Raw genomic sequence first — 20,847 nt, forward strand, 5'->3', positions numbered from 1 at the left:
ATCATGGCCGTGATACGCGTTTCGTCCAGTTGGTCAGAAGCCCAGGTAGGTGATCTGGACGACGTAGAGCCGCTCGCTACGGACGACGACCTGATACGTGAACATGCCGCCGGGGACGATGATGTCGCCGCCCTTCGGGTCGACACCGTCATGGGCCTGTCCGTGGACATGGAAGGCCTCGGCTGCCCTGACCAGTTCGTCCGCCTTGCTTTCCACCTCGGTGAGGAAGCTGGTGGGAGCGGTTCGGGCCGCTTCCTCCGCGCCGAAGGCGTACTCCCATTTCCAGCTCACCCGCGGACTGCCTTCATGGCTTCGTCCAGGACAGCGCTCAGTTCACGCAGGGCCTCCTGGGCGATGGCGGGGTCATCGTGCTCCAGGTTGCCTTTCGCTCGGGTGTAGCGGGTGGACAGATCGGGGCGCCGGGCGATCTCGATGTCCCTGGCCCAGGTCAGCACCCAGCTCTGCACCGGGCTCAGCGACTGCCACTCGACCGCCTTGGCGAAGGCGTCGTCCTTGGTGCCCTGCATCTCTTCCAGGCGAGCCGGATCGACGACGGCGAGGGCCGCGCGCAGGGCGTCAGGAGTCTGCTGAGGGCGGGGGATCAGCTCATGTCCGTGGTCGGCCTGAGTGCTCATCGTGTCCACCTCCAGGGAGTGCCTCGGCCAGGCTATCCCGCCCGTGTTGCCGGTGAGCGCGGCGAGGTGTGCGGCAGTTGCTCTTCTCATGCGGCTTCCAGAAGCTCGGCCCGGTCGGGTCGGCAGTCGTGGCAGCGGCCGGGGGCGGGTGCGCGGAAGGCTCGGTCGCAGCCGTCGCAGGTCTGGAACGGGTGACGGACTGCCGGCGGGGGTGCGGGTGCGCGGAACGGGGGCGGGGGCGGAAGTTGAGCCGTGAGGCGGTGGGCCAGGAGGGCGGCTGGGCGGCGCAGGGCCTCGGGCGGGAGGTCGGTCGTCAGGGCGTGTCGTACGGCGGTGGGGGAGACGTCGCGTTCGAGCCAGGCGGCGACGCCGGGGGCGAGGTGGGCGGTGTCGTGGGCGGAGAGGAGCAGGCGGGGGTCGTGGCGGCGGAGGCCCGCTAGGAGGTCCGCGGCCTGCTGGAGGAGGGTGGGGGAGGGGCAGGCGGGAGCGGGGACGGTGGGGAGGGGCTTGCGGGGGTCCGCTTTCTCGGGGCGTGCGCTCGCCGTTCCGGGGCGTGGGTGTCGTCCCTGTGGGGGCCGGGCTGGTTGCAGGAGATCGTGCGGGTGACGATCCGGCCGCCGGGGACACGTTCGCGCTCTCGCCGCAGATAGCCGTGAGCCTCCAGCTCGCGTAGAGCGGCGGCGATCCGGGTCGTGCCTTCGGGGAAGCGGGCGGCGAGGGACTCGATGTCGACTCGGGCGCCCGCTGGGAGCGACTGGATGTGCACGGCCAGCCCGATCGCGAGGAGCGACAGCTCCGGGTGCTGGGCGAGGTGGTTGCCGATCACCGTGAAGCGGGTGGTGTGGCGGGTGTTGTCGTGAACCAGGCCGGTGTGGGGGTGCCGGTTCGGGTGCTTCTTCCCGGTTACGGGGGCGTGGGCGTGCGAGGGCACGTTAGGGTTCTGCGTATCCATCGGGAAGCTCTCTCTTCCTCGGTGGTCAGGCCCTCGCACTGGGATGCCAGTCCCGGCGAGGGCCGTCGCATGTCTGCGGTTGTGTTGCGCTGAGCGTAGGGCAGGCAATGGCTCCCGAAGCCAGCTGAGTTGGCGATGTTCACTCGCGTGAGTGAGGCGGCGGCCTGGGCGGGAGGGGTGGGGCTTGGTGGGGGTTCTTTCACCCTCGTAGTACTTGGGGAGACCGCCTGCGGCACCGGAGCGCGAGGTGTCGGGCGCCGGTCAGAGAGCGAGTTCTGCCCAGACGGTCTTGCGCGGCGGCAGGCCGTGGGTGACGCCCCAGCGGTCGGCGAGCGCGTCGACGAGAAGCAGGCCACGGCCGGACTCGGACTCCGGGGTGGGCAGTTGGGGTGTCGGCAGCTGGTCGTCGCGGGTGTCCGTGACCTCGATGCGGAGGGTGTCGGCCACGACGTAGAGGAGCAGGCGGAAGTCGCGGCCGGGGATGCGGCCGTGGGTCGCCGCGTTGGTCGCCAGCTCCGCGACGATCTGCTCCGCCGGGTCCAACGGCAGTCCCCAGGAGCGGAGCTGCTCGGTGGCCAGGAGGCGTGCGAGACGGGCTCCGCGTGGGGTGGGGGACAGCTGGAGGCTGAAGTTGCGGATGGTGGAGCCGAGTTCGGGGGATTTCTGCGTCACGTCACTCAGCGTGGCGGTCCGTGCTTACTGTGAACAGTGACTCAGCGGGTGCGTACGGTGACTGTCCGGAGCTTGTCCGGTCGTGTCCGGGCTGTCGGGACGGGGCGTACGGGTAGGGCGCTGGGCACGGTCGTACGACGGAAGGGTGCGGGATGACGGCGGTCGAGGCGGACGCGGGTCGGCTCAAGGGCGAGGCGGACGAGCCGGGTTGGGAGGTGGACCCGGACGACGAGTGGGGCGTCGCGGTCATCGCCACCGTCGGGCGGCAGCTGAAGCTGCGGCGGGAGGCGGTGGGGATGCGGGCCGCCGAGTTCGGTACGGCGGTCGGGTACGGCGAGGACATGGTCTACAAGATCGAGGGCGGGAAGCGGATTCCTCGGCAGGACTATCTCGTCAGGGCGGATGAGGTGTTGGGGGCGGGTGGGCTGATTGCGGCGACGTGGGAGGACGTGAAGAGGGTTCGGTATCCCAAGAAGGTGCGGGAGCTGGCCAAGTTGGAGGGGCAGGCGGTTGAGATCGGGGTGTACGAGTGCAACAGCGTCCACGGGCTGTTGCAGACGCCGGAGCACGCGCGTGCCTTGTTCGAGGCGGCGCAGCCCCCGTATTCGCCGGACGATGTGGAACGGATGGTGGCAGCCCGGATGGCCCGGCAGGCGGTCTTCGAACGCGATCCGGCTCCGTCGGTGCACTACGTCCTGGAGGAGGCGGTGCTGCGCCGACGGGTCGGGGGCACAATGGTGTGGCGACAGCAGCTCGAACACCTGCTGGAGGTGGGGAGGTTGCGTAGCGTCACACTTCAGATCATGCCGACGAACACCGATGCCCACCCGGGGGTAGACGGCAAGATCGAGCTGCTGAAGTTCCCGGACGGATCGGCGGTAGGGCGTTCCGACGGTGCGTTCAGCGGGCGGCCGACTACCGATCCGAAGCAGCTCCGCATCCTTGAGCTGCGGTATGGCACCATCCGAGCGCAGGCACTCCCACCGCGGGAGTCGCTGGCCTTCATCGAGCAAGTGCTGGGAGAAACATGATCCGTAACGCTTCTGCCGGGGACACCTCCGAACTGACTTGGTTCAAGAGCAGCTACAGCAGTGGCACGGACGGCAACTCCTGCGTCGAGATCGCGATAGTGCCCCGCACAGTGCACGTCCGCGACTCCAAGCAGGCAACAGGCCCCCGACTCGCACTCGCGCCGGAGGCCTGGTCGGACTTCGTGGCGTCCGTCTAGGGCGTGTTTCGGAAGTTGAAGTTGCTGGATCGTTTCGAGCCTGACGCGGGTTCAGACGGGTTCGGCGAGAAGGGCGATCACGGCGTTGAGGACCATTCCGATGCCGATTCCCCCGACGGTCCAGCCGAGCGCCTTGGCGCTGTTGCGGGTGAACCAGTCGTTGATCCGCTGTAGCACTGGCTCGGCCCGGTCGTGCGCGGCGATCCGGATGGCGCCGAGGAGGACCGCCGGGAGGATCATCACGACGCAATAGCCGGCCAGCGCCCCGCCGATGACCTGCCAGGTCAGATCGGCGTTCGCGAGTAAGCCCACGGCCGCCAGGTAGGGCACCATTGTGACGATCTCCAGCGCCGTGGCCACCAACGCGAGGCTCATCAGGCCGCGCACGCCTCCGCCCCGCGTGTCCCGGCCGTCCAGACCTCCGCCGTCCGGCACGGCACCCGACATCGCCGCCGCCCGCCAGCGCTGCAGTCGGCCCGGTCTGCCCGACCGGCTGCGGGCGCGGGCCTCCAGCCGGTAGCTCAAGGCGATGACGATCAAACCGAGAACGAGCTGCCCGATCCGCAGGTGCGTCGGGGCAACGTCGGCGAATGCCGCCCGGACGGACTCCAGCACCGCATCGGCCCCCAGCACCAGGAGAACGCCAACGCAGAAGTAGAACGTCGCAACCGTAGCCAGGTAGACGGCGATCCGGCCTGCGCGCACCCGCCCCGGGGCGAGCAGCAGCCAGATCGGGATCAGCAGAGTGCCGAAGCTCGTGCTGTCCAGCAGCCCCAGTCCGACCAGCGCCAGCGCCAGCGTCGCGCTCATCAGCCGAACAGCCGGTCGACGTAGGCGTCCAACGCGGCGCTGATGCGGGACGCGCCGAACCCGTCCCCGGTCGCCGCGTGGTGCAGGCACAGCCCGTCCACGAACGCGACCAGCGCCGCCGCCTCCGCCTCGGTGTCGACGTCCGCGGCGAGTTCGCCGGCCCGTTGCGCGCCCCGCAGTGCCTCCTCGACGCCCCGCAGGAGCCGCACGGTAGCGTCCCGGTGGATCGCAGCCATGTCGGCGTCGGTAAGCGACGCCTGCACGAAGCTCAGCCAGACCCGCAGCTCGGCGCGCTGCTCGGCCGTCAGCGGCAGGAAGGTCTCCATCAACCGCACGACGAACTCCCGGACCGGCGGCTCGACCGGGATGGCGGCGATGCGCTCCTCCGCGCGCCGGTAGACATACTCGATGCCGAACCTCAGCAGCTCGTCCTTCGAGCGGAAATAGCGCTGGACGAGTCCCACGGACACACCTGCCGTGCGCGCCACGTCAGCGAGGGTGGTCCGCGCCAGTCCCCGTTCGGCGACCACGCTCATCAGCGCGGAGGCGACCTGGCCGCGTCTCGTGTCAGCGTCGGCGTGCTGCGTCATAAAAAAATAGTACCGCAATATTATCTTGGCGTTGGCCGCCGACCAGGACGAGTCGGACATCGGCCTTCAGCGTCTGGATGCCGACCAGGACGGTAGGGCGTGCTTTCCGTTTCACAAGCGGGCGTGTCCCCCTGGCCACAGCCGCTCAGCCCCCGCGGCCGGCTCGCAGGTCTTCTCCAGGAGGGTGAACGACTTGGGTGCACCGCCCGGCTGCGGCTTGCCTGCCTTGTGGCCGACAACCCGGTAGCCGGCGTTCAAGTAGTAGGTGTTCAGACGCTCGTTGTCGGCCAGGCAGTCCAGACGCACGAGCGCCCGCCCCGCCGCCGCAACGCGGCGCTCCGCAGCACGCAGCAGAAACCGCCCCGTCCCCGGCTGGGCGCTGCTGCGGTCCACCATCAACCGATGCACATAGCCGGCCACCGGCGGCTGGGGTCCCCAGGCGTCCTCGTCTTCCCACCACAGTTCCCATGCCCCGGCCACGCGGCCGTCGGCCTCGGCGAGCCAGACCTCACCACTCGCCATGATCTTGCGGAAGTGGTCCTCGTCCAGCTGGCCGGGCTGCCACTGGCCGGTGATGCCATGGGCGAGCATCCAGAGGGCAGCATCGTCACGCAGACGAACGAGAGTGGCGAGGTCGGTGTCCTCGGCGAGGCGCAAGTGTAAATCCATCACGTCGCGATCATCGCACGGCTCGCACGGGTGCTCGACGCTGTCCCTCCAGTCACAATCGAGCGCCAGCGCTGTCAGTTCTCATCGACCTCTTCGAGCTGCCCGATCGCCAAGTGCTGCCAGAAACCGTCGACAGGCGTCGCTCGCTCCCGCTTACGAAACCGAACCCAGAGGCCCTCGCCCCGTTCAAGGCCCGGCCAAGGCGTGTCGCCTGTCACCAACGCCCCCGAACAGCACACCTAGGAGGACGAGGCGATACGCCTCTGGGCCCGTGCCGACGCGGACATCGACTTCAGCACGCTCCCCGTGCGACCGGCCCCGCCGAAGGACTCACCGTTCTGGACGATGGAGGAGTAGTGGCACGATGTGCGCACGAGTGATCGAGTGATCGTGTGGTCGAGCGAACGGGGAGGCCGGCGTCATGGCCCGCTACATGGAGGCACTGACCGTCGAGAGGGGCGGGTTCCGGATCAAGGTGCCGGAGTCGTGGTGGGAGTTCGACGTACGGCCCGAGTCGCGGGACGACTCGATCCGGCGGATGGTGAACGAACGGGTCCGGCAGCGGCCGGAGTTGGAGCAGTACCGCGACACGTACGTCGACTTCCTCAAGAAGGCCGCGGCGGACGCCTGGAAGTCGGGCGCGATGTACTGCGGCTGCATGGCGGAGAGCTTCGACGGGGACACGCCGATCACGGGGTCGGTGACCGTCTCCCTGGTGGGCGGGCGCAACCAGCGCGGTGAGCCGCTGTCGAACGACCCGGCCGTCATCGCGAGTCAGCTCGCGGTCAAGGAGGCCAAGCGGGAGGGGGACTCCTGGCGGAAGGTGACGACCGTCGACATCCCCGGAGTCGGCCCGGCGGCACGGACGTTCGGCATCGAGGACATCGCCGTACCCGGTGACGCGCTCAACCGCACGATCCGGGCTGTGCTGATGCAGACGTACATTCCTGTGCCGGGGCAGGAGGGCAAGGTGGCCCTGGTCGCCGGCAGCAGCCAGGTCCTCGACCTCGCGGACTCCTTCTTCGACATCTTCGACGCGATCACGTCGACGTTCCGGTTCACGGGCTGACCTTCCTCTTCACGAGGACGGCCGGGACATCGAGCAGGAGAGCCGCCGCTGTGCGCCTGGTGATCACCTCGCAGAAGACCGACACGCTGGACAGGTGGCAGCGCGTCTTCGAGGACTGCCCAGACGTCATCTGGCAGCGGGGGCTGCGCGCCGAGACTCCGGTCGACGCGGTACTCATGGCCGGAGTCTTCGCCCTCGAACGGTACGGCGGGCGCCCCGGCGTCCAAGAGGCTCAGATCCTGGAGAACCGGCGGAGCGACGGCTGGCACAACCTCATCATCGTGCCGCCCGGCAGGCCCATGACCAGGGACGCCCAGGGAGACTGGAGAGTCCAGGCCGCATACGCGCACATTCAACCCGCCTATTTCGCGGCGTCGCGCTCTTTCCGCGCAGTCGAGGAGTGGAATGCTCACCACGTCGAGCGGAAGATCTCCGTGGTCGAGATCAACCTCCCCCTGATGGACATGGACAACCCGGTGGACGACTCAAGCCCGCAGTCCTTCAGGAAAGCTTTCAAGGAATATCGCGAGGGGCGCCTGGGTGACGGGTGAGTGCTTCGGCGGTGTATGTCGGCCTAACTGTCGAGCACGAAGTGCTCAAGTCGGCTGACCTGCTGGCTCAGCACTGTTTCTTCGACCCCGCCCGCAATGCCTACGTCGACGAGAACGACAAGGTGATCGCTGGTCGAACCGAACCCTGCGGTATGTTCGCCCTGGCCAATTTCGCCCTGCTCGAGAGTCAGGTGGACGACGCCCTGGCCGGTCGGCTCGCACCGGCGCCATCATCGGCGGCATAGCAACCGACGCTGACGGCACCGAATCGGAGTAAATGTGATCTGGCGCGAGCTCGTCGAATCGTTCCCCTCGGCGGAACTCCGTGACCCCGTGGACCCCGGCACCCTCGACCGCATCGAATCGATCCTTGGTCAGCGGCTGCCGGATGACCTCAGCTCCTTTCTTCTGGGGAGCGATGGGCTGGTCGATGAATACGGCACCGACGTCATCTGGTCGGCCGAGCGGATCCTCGGCGACAATCTCTCGTTTCGCAGCGACGAACAGTACAAGTCCCTGTGCATGGAGTTCGATTCGCTCATGTTCTTCGGAGACAACGGCGGGGGAGACCAGTTCGCCTTCGTCCGGCGCCCCGAGCGCCACGAGGTGTTCGTCTGGGACCATGAGACGGACAGCAGAACCCTCGTGGCACCGAGCCTGGAGCGCTATGTGCGCAGCTCGTTGGAGAGCGACGGCGAGGATTGGTACCGGTAGGGATACTGCTCATGGCGTCGGATCGTGACTGGGAAAGCGGCAAGGGCCTGCTGGGCATCGACGACCCCGCCGAGTGGGATGCCGCGTGGGAGCGCGGTGAGAGTCGTCTCGGTACAGCGGCGATCGGGTTGGCGCTCCAGTGTTCACTGGAGGAGGCCTCGCCTCGGATCGTGAGGGCGACGCAGTTGCCGCACCCCGAGCAGCGGGGGGTACGCCTTCACCGCAGCGGGTACCGCAGCGCGACTCAACCGGGAGCTGACGCCGGAGCTGTACGCGGTGCTGCGCGTGGAGGGGCCCAAGGGCCTGGCCGAGGACGCCATCAACGACACGCTGAGCTTCGTGCCGTTCCGCAAACTGCCGTTGTGGTTCAAGTGGCGGTGGGTGCATGCGACGGTGCGGAACAAGCTGGAGGGCTGGTGGCTGTGGTCCGAGGACGCCGTAAGGGAGGCGTGGCGGGCTGGGCGCGGGCGTCGTTCCTGACACTGATCCTTTCCAAGCCTGGATCTGCGCCCATACGGCTTCACTTCGCGGCCTGCGATGCCGCGCGACGGTTTCTCTTAGCGCGCGTCCTGGCGGCGAGTCGCGCACAGGGACCGTTCGCGGTGTCGGACCTCGCGTTTACCTCGAACGATTGTGCCCTGTAAGTTCACGTGTGCATACGGTTGTTGACGTTGGTGTGCGCGTGACGGGGGTTGCGGTATGGCGGGGCACAGGCCTGCGGACTGGCATGTCCTGGATCTGGACAAGGATCCGACGCCTGGTGATCCGCAGCGGGTGCGCACGCTTGCGAAGCAGTTGCATGACTTCGCTGATGACGTCTCCGATGCGCTGCGTCTGGTCAAGGGCATGGCGGGTGAGGGGACGCTCCTTGAGTGGGCGGGCAAGTCGGCGGATGTGTTCAAGGAGGACTTCGCCGACGTCCCGAAGAACCTCAAGAAGCTGAAGAAGTCCTACGAGATGTGCGGGGACGCGCTGGCGGACTTCTGGCCGAAGCTGGAGCGGGCACAGTCGCTGGCGGACAAGGCGCTCATCAAGGGGCGTGAGGCGCGGGACAACCTCTCCTCGGCTCAGTCGCGGCTGACGTCGGCCGACTCGTGGGTGACACGGGCCGGCAAAGAGGCGGACAAGTGCAAGGACGACCCGACCGGCAGCAAGAACGCCGAGAAGCCGGACGAGGCCAAGGTCCGTGCCGCGACCCGGGATGTGCAGCACGCCAAGTCGGCCCAGTCCAAGGCGCAGTCGGACGTCTCCGACGCCCAGGACGCCCTTGCCGCGGCGAAGAAGATGGCCGAGGACGCGCGCAAGATGCGCGAGGAGGCCGCGCGGGAGGCGAAGTCGAAGATCGACGAGGCCTCCGATGCCGGGATCCAGAACCGGTCGTGGTGGGAAGAGGTCGGCGACTGGTTCACGGACAACTGGGACACCATCGTCGCAGTCTGCAAGGTCGTCGTCGCCGTCGTCGGGATCGTTGCGATGATCATCGGGGGACCGATTCTCGGCGCGATCGTGCTGATCGCCGCGCTCGTGGTGCTGGCCGACACGCTCTACAAGTACTCCAAGGGCCAGGCGTCGCTATGGGACGTGGGGTTGGCGGCACTCGACTGTATCCCGGGCATGAAGGGCCTGACCACTCTGGGCGGACTGGCAAAGGGGCTGAAGGCCTTCGGGAAGGTGGGCCTCAAGGGCATGGCCCAGGGCGTCAAGGGGCTCGGCAGGTCCCTCAGAGGCGGTGCGGGCAACCTGGTCAAGCGGGCCAAGGCGCTTGCGGGAAGATGCCCCGGCGGTGACCCGATCGACATGGTCACCGGTGAAATGCTGATGTACGACACGGACGTCGAACTTCCCGGGATCCTGTCGCTGGTGCTGAAGCGCGCCCACATCTCCACATACCGAGAAGGACGGTGGTTCGGCAGGTCCTGGGCATCCACGCTGGACGAACGAGTCGAACTCGACGATCAGGGGGTGCTGTTCGCCGCGGAGGACGGCATGATCCTCGCGTATCCCGTGCCCCACCCCGGCGAGCCGACCATGCCGCTGGAAGGCCCGCGCTGGCCCCTGGCGTGGGACGGACCGCAACACGGCACACTGCGCATCCACGACCCGGCCCTCGGCGTCACACGTCACTTCGCGGCGGTCCGCGAGCCGCTGCCGGACATGCCGTACACCCTGGCGCTCTCCGCCATCACGGACCGCAACGACAATCGGATCGACATCGACCGAAGTGCTGACGGCACCCCGACCGCGGTCCGGCACTCAGGCGGGTACCACGTCGAGATCGAGACGACGGACGGCCTGGTGACGTGTCTGCGCCTGCGGAGCAGAGCCGCTGACGACGGCACCACAACGCTGCTGCGCTACGCGTACTCATCCGACCGGAACCTCACCGAGATCTACAACTCCTCCGGACTGCCCTTCCGGTTCGAGTACGACGACCACGCCCGCATCCTCTCCTGGACCGACCGCAACGGCAGCTGGTACCGGTTCACGTACGACAGCGAGGACCGCTGCGTGGCGGGTCAGGGCGCCGACGGGTTCCTGAACTGCGACATCGCCTACGACCCCGGGCAGCGCCGCACGACGTACACGAACTCGCTCGGGCACGCCCTTCGGTACGAGTACAACGAGTTCCTGCAACTCGTACGGGTGACCGACCCCCTGGGGCGGCACGAGACGCTCGAATGGGACCGCCACGGCCGGCTGCTCAAGCAGATCGACCCAGTGGGGCGCGAGACGGCGTACACCTATGACGAAGCCGGGAACGTCACCTCGATCACTGGTCCCGACGGCCGCCGGGCCACCGCCGAGTACAACCAGTGGCACCTCCCCGTCGTGACCGTCGGTGGCGACGGAGCCGTGCGCACCTACGCCTACGACGAGCGTGGGAACCGTACGTCCGTGGTCGAGCCGCAGGGCGCGGAGACCCGTTTCAGCTACGGTCCGGGCGGTGCGCTCACCGCGATCACCGACCCCCTGGGCTCGACCATGTCCATGGTCACGAACGCCGCCGGGCTTCCGGTGCGGGTCACGAGTGCTACCGGTGCGGTCGTCGAGTATTCCCGGGACGCGTTCGGCCGCATCGACACCGTGACGGATCCGCTGGTCGGCGTCACCCGTATCTCCTGGACCCCTGAGGGCAGGAGGAGGGAGCGGGTCGCAGCCGACGGGAGTGTGGAGTCCTGGACCTGGGACCCGGAGGGAAATGTCCTCGTGCACACCGACGCCGCGGGGGCGACCACCAGGTCGGCGTACACGCACTTCGACCTCTTGGTGAGCAGAACCGATCCCGCGGGCGCGACTCTCCGCTTCGACCACGACACCGAACTGCGGCTCACCGCAGTCACCAATACCTATGGCATGACCTGGAGCTACACCTATGACGCGGCCGGTCAGCTCGTCGCCGAACAGGATTTCGACGGGCGCTCGCTCACCTATGTCCACGACGAGGTGGGCCGCCTGGTCCGGCAGGTCAACGGTGCCGGAGAGACGGTCGAATACCTGCGCGACGTGATCGGCAACGTCGTCGAGAAGCGAGTCGGAGACTCGACGACCGTATTCCGCTACGACGACGCCGGGCTGCTGAAGGAAGCGCTGTCGCCCGGCGCCCGCCTCGCCTTCAAGCATGACGACTACGGCCGTGTCACGGAGGAAACCGTCAACGGGCGGACCAGCACCTTCCGTTACGACCTCGCCGGTCGCCGCACGACACGCCTCACTCCGTCCGGAGCGCTGAGCATCTGGTCCTATGCCCCGGATGGGCTGCCCCAGGAGTTGGCGGCCTTCGATCACTCCCTGCGCTTCGCACACGACTCCGCGGGCAGGGAGACGGAGGTCCGGCTGGACAAGGCGCTCTCGGTGCGGCAGGCGTGGGATGCGATGCACCGGATGCGCAAGCAGACGGTCCTCCGGGGTGGCACCGCGGACCACGCCGTCCCGCGGACGACGTTCGTGGACCGCCGGTACGTCCACGGTGCGGCCGGTCCCGTCGAGACGATCGACAGCCAGGAGGGCAGGAAGCTCTACGAGCTGGACGCGAAGGGCCGGACCACCGGAATCCGCGCGGAGTCGTGGACCGAGAGCTACGCGTACGACTCCGGCGGACGGCTGGTCTCCTCCCACCGGGAGCAGGGGGAAGGTCCCGGGGACGAGTCCTCACGACGCTACGAGTACTCCGGAAACCGCGTGACGAGGGCCGGCCGCACCAGCTACGCGTACGACGCCCAGGGCCGGGTGGTCCGGCGGACGCGGAGAACCCTCTCGGGCCTTCGGAAGAGCTGGACCTACACCTGGAACGCCGACGACCGACTGACCAGCCTCGTCACCCCCGACGGAACGACCTGGCGCTACACCTACGATCCCCTTGGACGCCGGATATCCAAGGAGCGCCTGGACTCGTCCGGAGAAGTTGCAGAGGCCGTCTTCTTCGTCTGGGACGGCACTCGGCTGGCGGAGGAGATACGCGACTCCGGGTCCGGTAACCGCACCACCATCACCTGGGAGTACTCGCCCGACAGTCACCGCGCGATAGCCCAAAGCCGTAGTGAGTGGCTTCGCGATGCGCCGCAGGACGAGGTTGACCGGAGATTCCGTCTCATAGTGAGCGATCTCGCGGGAAGCCCGCTGGAGATGCTCTCGCCGGACGGCGGGACGACCTGGAAGAACAGATCGCAGCTGTGGGGCGCGCAAGAAAGTGCGCAGACGCCGGAAGAAGACTGCCGTCTTCGATTCCCCGGCCAGTACTTCGATGCCGAGAGCGAACTCCACTACAACTTCTTCCGCTATTACGATCCGCACTCGGCCCGGTACGTCTCGCCCGACCCGCTGGGGCTCACGGCTGGTCCGGACCACTACGCGTACGTGGTCAACCCCCTGGTCTGGTCCGACCCCCTGGGGCTCCAGTCCTGTCCCACCTTCAAGGGGCTCGCCTGGCTGACCGAAAAGATGCTGAAGCGTCCCTCGTTCAAGTATCAGCGCGTCGTGTCCGGCGTGGACTACGAACAAATTTGGAAGCTCTCCGACGGCCGCGCGGTGCACATGGACGGCGGCCCCACGAACGGCTGGATCATGGAAGCCAAGTTCACGGGAGGACGTGAGAGCGAGTGGGCCAAGTCCGCCTACAATCCAGAAAGCTCTCTCTGCAACGAGAAGAAGATCACCGACCAGGCTGCCAAGCTTCTGCAAATGAATGAGGAGCTGGGTGGAAAGGGCGTGCGTTATGCTATTTCGAATGAGGCGGGCGCGGCCCATTTCCGCGAAGTGCTCGGCACTCATTTCCCGGAAGCAATGGCAAATGGTACGCTGGCGGTCTTTCATGTGCCCGGCAATGGTATGAGCGGAATGAGTAAATGGTTGACGTAAGCGCGGAATTGGGTCAGCTGTCCGAACTCGACGAACTCACCGGTCCGGCGGCAGCCGCCGTCCTCGACGCCTCGGGCTGGGAAGGCGAGCGCAGGAATCCGGCGAAGGAATGGGCGACGACGTGGCGTCGCGACGACGCGCACGCCTGGATCCAGGGCGACGGTCCGGTAGAGGTGGAGTTCACTCTCTGGTACCGCGAGGTCGAGGACGAATGGCCGGACCCGGACACCTACATCGACGACTTGTACGAGGCCGCTTCCGCCGAGCTCCCTCGTGTTGTCGCCCAGTTGGAATCCGGAGCGCTCGGGGCGCGACTCGAGACCGTCGACGAGGACCTGACAGGCGGGGCGGACTACATCGACCACACCGCGTGGCGGATCTCGGACAAGGTCCTCCTGGCAGGCGTCAAGCATGACGACACCGAGACGCCCGTTCAGCTGGTTGTCGTGGTGCGTGAATACAGCGCGGGCGAGCAGAACGACGAGGGGGAGTGGCTCTGACGCACCCCCATGGGCGTCATACGGCGGATCCGCAGTGGGTGACGGCTACACGCGGGGCTGGTCCCCGCGGACCGAAGAAATGCTGCGCCGCGCAGGTTGGCGCCCCGGCCGTTCGGTTCCGACAGGCACCTGGGAGTCGATCCTGCGCGAGCGTGGGTCCTTCGTGACCCACGATGCCGCGCGCCGGTTCCTCTCCGAATTCGGGGCTCTGGTGACGTACGGCTGGCCCGCCGACACGATCACCACGTCGTCGGCAATCCGTTTCGATCCCCTGAAGGCCGGTTGGCAGGACGAGCGGTTCGCGTGGGCGAGCCGGGAAGCGGGGGCATCCCTCTATCCCGTTGGCACGGCCGACCAAGGTGCCAGCTTCCTCGGCCTCACCGAGGACGGGGCGCTCCACCTCGTAAGAGACCGCGTGGAACTGCTGGCCGAGACCACCGACCGGGCGCTGGACCGCCTGGTCGAGGCGCAGGCGGCCCGGTCTGCCCTCTGGACGCCCGGAGTACCAGCGGCCGAGCACCGTTTCTGGCGGCGACTGCACACCGTGGAGACCGGCCCGGACGCCGGGCTGCGCTGGCCCGAGGAGACGGACCGGGTACTGCGGGCCGGCGGCTGGTTTCCGGGCCGGTCGGTTCCCACGGAGACCTGGGAGAGCATCCTTCTGCAGACCGGCGAGTTCGAGATACACGACGCGGCACGGCGCTTCCTGGCGGAGTTCGGCGCCGTGGGCGTGTCCTACCGCGAGCCGTGGGACTCGATGCCGTGGATGGGGTTCTCGCTGGACCCGCTGCTCGCGATCTGGGACGCGGAGATCATCGACGACCTCGCAGAGCAGGCCGGCGTCGATCTTTACCCCATCGGCATGCGCGACCGGGGGAACCAGCACCTGGCCATGTCGGAGGACGGCTCGGTCTACGCAGGCATGGACAGCGTCTGGCTGCTCGCCCCGACACCCGACGAGGCATTGCAGAAGCTCACCAGCAGGATCCAGCCGACAGCTATGTGACGCCCGGCTGCTGCTCGCTGCCGAAGCCCGATCAGCGGGGGGTACGCGATCATCGCCTCCGAGCGCCCCTCAGGCACGCGCTGGCGTTCGTGCCGTTTCGCAAGGTGCGACCGCGGTTGAAGTGGCGTGGGCGCTTTTGACTGTGTGGAGCAGGCTGGAGGGCTGGTGGCCGCGGCCCGAGGACGGGGTAGCGGATGCCGCGGGCCTTGCGCTGGCGCCGCGCATAGGGCGATTCGTGCTTGCTGTCGCCTGACTAGTTCTGGATGTGTCCGTGTTCTCCGGTTGCACAGTCATCCGCGTCCGCCCCCTGCCACATGTGTCAGCGCCTGGGGAAGTCTAGATGCGTCCTGAGCACGGGGGCGGGTTGTTCGCATACCGCCTGGAACGGATGACATGCCTGGAGGGGCGAGGTCAGCGTTTGCGGGTTCGGGTTCGGGTTCGCAGGTCGGACCTCCAGTGAGGACCGCCTGCCGACCTTCCGGCTGGTCTTCCTTGCCGATCTTTCATCGAATGGTTGTGCGCTGTAAGTTCACGTGTGCATACGGTTGTTGACGTTGGTGTGCTCGTGACGGGGGTTGCGGTATGGCGGGGCACAGGCCTTCGGACTGGCATGTCCTGGACTTGGACAAGGATCCGACCCCTGGTGATCCGCAGCGGGTGCGCACGCTCGCGAAGCAGTTGCATGACTTCGCTGATGACGTCTCCGATGCGCTGCGTCTGGTCAAGGGCATGGCGGGGGAGGGCACGCTTCTTGAGTGGGCGGGCAAGTCGGCGGACGTCTTCAAGGAGGACTTCGCGGATGTCCCGAAGAACCTCAAAAAGCTGAAGAAGTCCTACGAGATGTGCGGGGACGCGCTGGCGGACTTCTGGCCGAAGCTGGAGCGCGCCCAGTCACTCGCCGACAAGGCTCTGGTCAAGGGCCGTGAGGCCCGGGACAACCTCTCTACGGCTCAGTCCCGTCTGACTTCGGCGGACTCGTGGGTGACGCGGGCCGGCAAGGAGGCGGACAAGTACAAGGACGATCCGACGGGCAGTAAGTCGGATGCGGACAAGCCGGATGAGGCGAAGGTCCGCGCGGCGACGCGGGATGTGCAGCATGCCAAGTCGGCGCAGTCGAAGGCACAGTCGGATGTCTCGGATGCGCAGGACGCCTTGGCGGCGGCGAAGAAGATGGCCGCGGACGCGCGCAAGATGCGTGATGAGGCGGCTCGTGAGGCTAAGGGCTCCTTGCAGAATGATCTTCTTGTGGCACGGTGGAGAAGTATGTGATCCCGTGCGTGCTCCTTGGGGGTGACCCTGGTGCGGCGCAAGCCGTGGGAGGTCAGTGACGAGCTGTGGGCGGTGATCGAGCCGCTGCTGCCGAAGCATGAACGGCGGTTCCGGCACCCGGGGCGCAAGCGGATCGATGACCGCAAAACGCTGCAGGGTGTGCTGTTCGTCCTCTACACCGGAATCCAATGGGAGTACCTGCCGCAGGAGTTGGGGTTCGGTTCCGGTCCTACCTGCTGGCGGCGGCTGGCCGAATGGCAGGAGGCCGGGGTGTGGGAGGAACTCCAGCGGGTGCTGCTGGACCGGCTGCGGGCGGCAGACCGCCTGGACTTCTCCCGCGTCACCGTTGACGCCTCGCACGTGCAGGCCAAGCGGGGGCGAAGCAGCCCAAAAGTCGGCCCGAGCCCGGTTGACCGTGCACGGCCGGGCTCGAAGCACCACGTGTTGACCGACGCGCACGGCACCCCGCTGCGGGTGTCGTTGACGGGCGGGCACCGAAACGACGTCACCCAGCTCCTTCCGCTGGTCGACGGCCTGCCGCCGGTGCGGGGCAAGCGGGGCCGGCCCCGGCGCAAGCCCCGCACCTTGTATGCCGACCGTGGCTACGACCACGACATCTACCGCCGTCGGCTACGTGAGCGTGGCATCGTCCCGAAGATCGCCCGGCGCGGTCAGGCGCATGGCTCCGGCTTGGGCCGTGTGCGGTGGGTTGCCGAGTCCGCCATCGCCTGGCTCCACGGCCCTCGCCGCTTACGCACCCGCTGGGACGCCCGAGACGACATGCACGACGCCTTCCTGCAGCTCGCCCACTGCATGACCCTCGCCCGCAAGCACCCAGCATTCTGAAAGGACCCCTAAGTCGAAGATCGACGAGGCTTCGGATGCGGGTATTCAGAATCGGTCGTGGTGGGAGGAGGTCGGCGACTGGTTCGTCGACAACTGGGACACGATCGTCGCGGTGTGCAAGGTCGTCGTGGCGGTCGTCGGGATCGTGGCGATGATCATCGGGGGGCCGATCCTGGCCGCGATCGTGGTGGTAGCGGGACTCGTCGTCCTTGCCGACACGCTCTACAAGTACTCCAAAGGCCAAGCCGGGTTGCTGGATGTGGCCTTCGCCGCGATGGACTGCATACCCGGCATGAAGGGCCTGACCACCCTCGGCAAACTCGCAAAGGGCATGAAGGCGCTGGGCAAGGGCGGTCTCAAGGCCATGGCCAAGGGGCTCAAGAGCGGTCTGCGCAGAGAGGCGGACGACGCCCTGGCCAAGAGTAAACCGGCGGAGGGCCGGTGCAAGGGTGGCGACCCGGTCGACATGGTCTCCGGCGAGATGCTGATGGAGCACACCGATGTCGAGCTGCCAGGTCTCCTGCCGCTGATCGTGCGCCGCACCCATCTGTCGACCTACGCCTCGGGGCAGTGGTTCGGTCCCTCCTGGGCCTCGACACTGGACGAGCGACTGGAACTCGACAGCGGGGGCGCCCTGTTCGCCGCTGAGGACGGGATGGTGCTCCTCTATCCGGTCCCCGCCCCCGGGGAGTCGGTAGTCCCACTCGAAGGACCCCGCTGGCCCCTCGACTGGGACGGCGAGCCCGGCTCCCCGATCCGCATCACCGACCCGGCCACAGGGCGCACCCGTCACTTCACGTCGACCGTCCAACCGCCGCCCACTGCAGAGGTTTTCACTCTCCCTCTCGCCGCAGTGACCGACCGCAACGGGCACCGGATAGACATCGACCGCGATGAGCGTGGTGTCCCGATAGCCGTCCGCCACTCGGGCGGCTACCACCTGCACGTGGTCACCGACGGCGCCCGCATCACCCAGCTGCGACTGCGTGACCCGCAGGCCGGAGCCGACGGGGTCACACTGCTGCGTTACGGCTACAACTCCGACGGGCACCTCGCCGAGATCTACAACTCGAGCGACCTGCCCTACCGGCTCACCTATGACGATCGGGGACGTGTCACTTCGTGGACCGACCGCAAGGGATCCTGGTATCGCTACACCTACGACGACCAGGACAGGTGCATACGAGGTGAGGGGGCAGAGGGCTTCCTCAACTGCGCCATTTCCTATGACACCGATGCCCGCGAGACTCGCTACACGAATGCCCTCGGGCACACAACGGTCCACCGGTACAACGAGTTCCTGCAACGTACGGAAATGATCGATCCGTCGGGCCAAGCGGTTCGCACGGAGTGGGACCGATACAACCGGCCGCTGTCCTATACGGACGCGCTGGGCCATACCACCACTTTTGAGTACGACTCGCGCGGCAACCTCGTGGCCGTCACGCGTCCCGATGGTCTCCGAACGACGGCTGACTACGACGATCTCGATCTTCCCATTCGTCTGGTCGAGGCGGACGGGGCCCTGTGGGAGCAGTCTTTCGACAGGTGTGGAAACAGGCTGAAGATCGTCGACCCATCGGGAAACTCACGCCAGTACAGCTACGACGAGCAAGGGCGTACCACCGCGGTCACCGATGTCCTCGGTCATGTGACCCGTATCGAGTGCAATGCAGCCGGACTCTCGGTCCGAGAGACCGACGCTCTCGGACACACGACCCACGCTGAACGCGACGCCTTCGGCCGCGTGGTGAGGGTCGTCGATGCCGAAGGTCGGGTCGAGGTCATGGGGTGGACTGTCGAGGGGCAGCCGGCGTGGCGACTCGCTGCCGACGGTTCCCGGGAAAGCTGGGAATGGGACGGCGAAGGAGATCTGGTCGCCCACACGGACCAGCTCGGCAGGCGGTCCCTCATCGAGACCGGCCCCTTCCACCAGCCGACCAGCCGCATCGACCGCAGCGGCAGCGAGTACCGGTTCACGTATGACTCCGAAGTGAACCTGACCGAGGTCATCAACCCTCGGGGCCAGGTTTGGAAGTACCTGTACGACTCCACCAACCGCCTGATCGCCGAAACTGATTTCGAAGGGCGCTCGCTCACCTACTCCTACGATGCGGCCGGCCGCCTGGCTCGTCGTACGGATGGCGACGGCCAGGAGACCATCTTCCTGCGCGACGAACTCGGCAGGATGGTCGAACAGCACACGGGCGACCAGGTGTCGCGCTTCACCTACGACCCGGCCGGGCGGCTGGTTCGAGCGGTGAGCGACACAAGCACCCTGGAGTGTGCCTACAACTCCTCGGGACGCTTGGTGCGCGAGGTACTGGACGGTGCTGAGACGACCTACGCCTATGACGCGCTGGGCCGTCGAACGGCACGCCGCACGCCCAGCGGAATCACCTCGACTTGGAGCTATGACGCTGTTGGCCGCCCTGCCTCCCTGCAAGCGGGAGGGCAGACGGTCACCTTCGGTTTCGACGCCCTCGGACGGGAGCGGATCCGGAAGTTCGGGTCGTTCGCCTCACTCACTCAGACTTGGGACGAGCGCGGGCACTTGGTCGGACAGGAGCTACGCGGTACCGGAAGCCGCGGCCGAGAGCTCCTGCAGAATCGCACTTACTCCTACAGGCCGGATGGTCTGCTCTCCGGAATCAGCGAACTCACCACGGGACAGCGCAGGTTCGCCCTCGACGCAGTTGGCCGCGTCACAGCGGTACACGCGCGGGACTGGACGGAGAACTACGCATACGACGCTCTCGGTAACATCCAAGAGTCGACCGCGCCCTCTTCGGGGGATCGTCCGACCACGCGTGAGTACGCCGGGACGCGGCTTCGTCGATCCGGCCGTACCAGCTACGAGTACGACCAGCGGGGGCGGCCCGTCCGTGCCGTCAAGCGGCTCCTGAACGGGCAGAAGCGCGTTGCCACCTACGCCTGGGACGCGCAGGACAGGCTCACCGCTGCTGTCACGCCAGACGGCGACCACTGGCGCTACCGCTACGACCCCACGGGACGGCGCCGCGCCAAGGTGCGGTTGGGGGCAGACGGCACGGTGGTCGAGGAAACGCGGTTCACCTGGGACGGCACTCGCCTCGCCGAGCAGATCAACAGCTGTGGAGAAGCGACTACTTGGGACTACTTTTCCGGCACGCATCGCCCGCTGACGCAGATACATCGAGGGGCGGACGGCGTCCGATTCAACGGCGTGGTCACGGACACAGTCGGAGCTCCCACGGAACTCGTCGACGCCGAGGGCGCCGTGGCGTGGCATCGCAGGACCGAGCTGTGGGGCCGAGAGCTGGAGCAACGCCCAGCGAATGTGGGCTCCGACACGCCGACCGACTGCCCACTGCGGTTCCCCGGCCAGTACGCCGACGCCGAGACCGGCTGGAACTACAACCACGCCCGTTACTACGACCCCGACAACGGCCGCTATCTCACCCCCGACCCGTTGGGTCTTGCCCCGCAGCCGAATCACTACGGATACGTCCCGAACCCCTTCTGCTTCATCGATCCGCTCGGCCTGGCGCAGCCACGCGGCGGAAACGGAAGGTGGGTACGGGATCCCGATGCCCCGGAGACCCGCCACAACCGATCTTCGGAATACCCTCACAAGTACTGGGACGAGACGCACGAGGACATGGTCACCCGGTTCACCGACGAGGGCCGTGCAGCGGGTGGTTGGCCTCTCGATCAGAATGGTAACCGCATTCCACGGGATCAGCTCACATGGCGAAACAATGCGGGCGAAGTAATTCCGGCGGATTCGAGGATCCTTACCTACGACCACAATCCGCGAGTTGTCGAACACTGGAATGAGACGGGTTACAATACGAATTATCCGGAACGTGAGGCTTGGTACAATGACACGACCGATATGGAGCCCATGACGCGGGCGGACAATGGCCGGGATGGTGCGCGCGCCCCCAGGTACCGTCAGGACACCGGGCCCAACTATTCATGCAAGGGCGCATAAGGGGA

18 protein-coding genes and 2 pseudogenes are annotated in these 20,847 nt (G+C 67.1%); 13 read left to right on the forward strand and 7 right to left on the reverse strand.

All coding sequences use genetic code 11. The features are described 5' to 3' along the window. Window positions 1-33 precede the first annotated feature (33 nt). From PV963_RS27530 to PV963_RS27545, 4 genes and pseudogenes are all read right to left on the reverse strand, one after another. Window positions 34-291: a hypothetical protein gene (locus PV963_RS27530; protein WP_274818438.1), complete on the reverse strand. Its 258-nt coding sequence runs from the start codon at window positions 289-291 to the stop codon at window positions 34-36. Continuing rightward, window positions 288-725, reverse strand: coding sequence for a hypothetical protein (locus PV963_RS27535; RefSeq protein ID WP_274818440.1), 438 nt, complete (start codon window positions 723-725; stop codon window positions 288-290). The genes PV963_RS27530 and PV963_RS27535 overlap by 4 nt, the downstream gene beginning before the upstream one ends. Beyond that, a pseudogene (locus tag PV963_RS27540) lies at window positions 722-1,587 on the reverse strand (helix-turn-helix domain-containing protein). The gene PV963_RS27535 and the pseudogene PV963_RS27540 overlap by 4 nt, the downstream one beginning before the upstream one ends. A gap of 261 nt (window positions 1,588-1,848) precedes the next feature. Then, on the reverse strand, window positions 1,849-2,259 hold the full coding sequence (locus tag PV963_RS27545; RefSeq protein WP_274818441.1) for an ATP-binding protein: 411 nt from the start codon (window positions 2,257-2,259) through the stop codon (window positions 1,849-1,851). 152 nt (window positions 2,260-2,411) lie between these two features. On the opposite strand from PV963_RS27545, the gene PV963_RS27550 reads away from it, so the two are divergent. Together PV963_RS27550 and PV963_RS27555 are read left to right on the forward strand one after the other, a co-directional pair. Next, window positions 2,412-3,290: a helix-turn-helix domain-containing protein gene (locus tag PV963_RS27550; protein WP_274818443.1), complete on the forward strand. Its 879-nt coding sequence runs from the start codon at window positions 2,412-2,414 to the stop codon at window positions 3,288-3,290. After that, window positions 3,287-3,487, forward strand: coding sequence for a DUF397 domain-containing protein (locus PV963_RS27555; protein WP_274818445.1), 201 nt, complete (start codon window positions 3,287-3,289; stop codon window positions 3,485-3,487). Before PV963_RS27550 ends, PV963_RS27555 begins: the two co-directional genes overlap by 4 nt. A 51-nt stretch (window positions 3,488-3,538) precedes the next feature. Here PV963_RS27555 and PV963_RS27560 read toward each other — a convergent pair whose 3' ends face one another. Genes PV963_RS27560 through PV963_RS27570 form a run of 3 tightly spaced genes read right to left on the reverse strand, consistent with a single transcriptional unit; the run spans window position 3,539 to window position 5,556 of the window. Beyond that, window positions 3,539-4,297: a GAP family protein gene (locus PV963_RS27560; protein WP_274818447.1), complete on the reverse strand. Its 759-nt coding sequence runs from the start codon at window positions 4,295-4,297 to the stop codon at window positions 3,539-3,541. After that, window positions 4,297-4,947, reverse strand: coding sequence for a TetR/AcrR family transcriptional regulator (locus PV963_RS27565; protein WP_274818448.1), 651 nt, complete (start codon window positions 4,945-4,947; stop codon window positions 4,297-4,299). Before PV963_RS27565 ends, PV963_RS27560 begins: the two co-directional genes overlap by 1 nt. Before the next feature lie 51 nt (window positions 4,948-4,998). Further along, entirely contained in the window at window positions 4,999-5,556 is a 558-nt protein-coding gene (locus tag PV963_RS27570) for a GNAT family N-acetyltransferase (protein WP_274822130.1), read from the reverse strand. 421 nt (window positions 5,557-5,977) lie between these two features. On the opposite strand from PV963_RS27570, the gene PV963_RS27575 reads away from it, so the two are divergent. From PV963_RS27575 to PV963_RS27625, 11 genes and pseudogenes are all read left to right on the forward strand, one after another. Further along, window positions 5,978-6,625 carry a hypothetical protein gene (locus PV963_RS27575; RefSeq protein WP_274818450.1) on the forward strand — a complete coding sequence of 216 codons (648 nt, stop codon included), beginning with the start codon at window positions 5,978-5,980 and terminating at the stop codon, window positions 6,623-6,625. A gap of 50 nt (window positions 6,626-6,675) precedes the next feature. Further along, window positions 6,676-7,176 (forward strand): hypothetical protein, encoded by a 501-nt coding sequence (locus PV963_RS27580; protein WP_274818452.1) that lies wholly within the window; start codon window positions 6,676-6,678, stop codon window positions 7,174-7,176. Beyond that, complete coding sequence (locus PV963_RS27585; protein ID WP_274818454.1) at window positions 7,173-7,421, forward strand: hypothetical protein; 249 nt, start codon at window positions 7,173-7,175, stop codon at window positions 7,419-7,421. The genes PV963_RS27580 and PV963_RS27585 overlap by 4 nt, the downstream gene beginning before the upstream one ends. A gap of 34 nt (window positions 7,422-7,455) precedes the next feature. After that, a complete protein-coding gene (locus PV963_RS27590; protein ID WP_274818456.1) occupies window positions 7,456-7,890 on the forward strand; it encodes an SMI1/KNR4 family protein in 435 nt (144 codons plus the stop codon). 276 nt (window positions 7,891-8,166) lie between these two features. Next, window positions 8,167-8,370 carry a hypothetical protein gene (locus PV963_RS27595; protein ID WP_274818458.1) on the forward strand — a complete coding sequence of 68 codons (204 nt, stop codon included), beginning with the start codon at window positions 8,167-8,169 and terminating at the stop codon, window positions 8,368-8,370. Between the two features lie 219 nt (window positions 8,371-8,589). Beyond that, a complete protein-coding gene (locus PV963_RS27600) occupies window positions 8,590-13,245 on the forward strand; it encodes an RHS repeat-associated core domain-containing protein (RefSeq protein WP_274818459.1) in 4,656 nt (1,551 codons plus the stop codon). Continuing rightward, window positions 13,233-13,745 (forward strand): hypothetical protein, encoded by a 513-nt coding sequence (locus PV963_RS27605; protein ID WP_274818461.1) that lies wholly within the window; start codon window positions 13,233-13,235, stop codon window positions 13,743-13,745. The genes PV963_RS27600 and PV963_RS27605 overlap by 13 nt, the downstream gene beginning before the upstream one ends. Before the next feature lie 34 nt (window positions 13,746-13,779). Beyond that, entirely contained in the window at window positions 13,780-14,751 is a 972-nt protein-coding gene (locus PV963_RS27610) for an SUKH-3 domain-containing protein (protein WP_274818462.1), read from the forward strand. A gap of 582 nt (window positions 14,752-15,333) precedes the next feature. Then, window positions 15,334-15,981: pseudogene (locus PV963_RS27615) on the forward strand (putative T7SS-secreted protein); the annotation flags it as partial. Between the two features lie 66 nt (window positions 15,982-16,047). Further along, on the forward strand, window positions 16,048-16,866 hold the full coding sequence (locus tag PV963_RS27620) for an IS5 family transposase (protein ID WP_274822027.1): 819 nt from the start codon (window positions 16,048-16,050) through the stop codon (window positions 16,864-16,866). A 112-nt stretch (window positions 16,867-16,978) separates the two neighbouring features. Then, entirely contained in the window at window positions 16,979-20,842 is a 3,864-nt protein-coding gene (locus PV963_RS27625) for a DUF6531 domain-containing protein (RefSeq protein ID WP_274818464.1), read from the forward strand. Window positions 20,843-20,847: the final 5 nt, after the last annotated feature.

The organism is Streptomyces coeruleorubidus (genome assembly GCF_028885415.1).
Lineage (GTDB): Bacteria > Actinomycetota > Actinomycetes > Streptomycetales > Streptomycetaceae > Streptomyces > Streptomyces coeruleorubidus_A.

What these genes read in the sequence shown, in the direction of transcription:
- PV963_RS27600 (WP_274818459.1), top strand. Translation starts at nt 8,590, where the DNA reads ATGGCGGGGCACAGGCCTGCGGACTGGCATGTCCTGGATCTGGACAAG.
- PV963_RS27555 (WP_274818445.1), top strand. Translation starts at nt 3,287, where the DNA reads ATGATCCGTAACGCTTCTGCCGGGGACACCTCCGAACTGACTTGGTTC.
- PV963_RS27535 (WP_274818440.1), bottom strand. Translation starts at nt 725, where the DNA reads ATGAGAAGAGCAACTGCCGCACACCTCGCCGCGCTCACCGGCAACACG.
- PV963_RS27565 (WP_274818448.1), bottom strand. Translation starts at nt 4,947, where the DNA reads ATGTCCGACTCGTCCTGGTCGGCGGCCAACGCCAAGATAATATTGCGG.
- PV963_RS27560 (WP_274818447.1), bottom strand. Translation starts at nt 4,297, where the DNA reads ATGAGCGCGACGCTGGCGCTGGCGCTGGTCGGACTGGGGCTGCTGGAC.
- PV963_RS27605 (WP_274818461.1), top strand. Translation starts at nt 13,233, where the DNA reads ATGGTTGACGTAAGCGCGGAATTGGGTCAGCTGTCCGAACTCGACGAA.
- PV963_RS27575 (WP_274818450.1), top strand. Translation starts at nt 5,978, where the DNA reads ATGGCCCGCTACATGGAGGCACTGACCGTCGAGAGGGGCGGGTTCCGG.
- PV963_RS27550 (WP_274818443.1), top strand. Translation starts at nt 2,412, where the DNA reads ATGACGGCGGTCGAGGCGGACGCGGGTCGGCTCAAGGGCGAGGCGGAC.
- PV963_RS27570 (WP_274822130.1), bottom strand. Translation starts at nt 5,556, where the DNA reads ATGGATTTACACTTGCGCCTCGCCGAGGACACCGACCTCGCCACTCTC.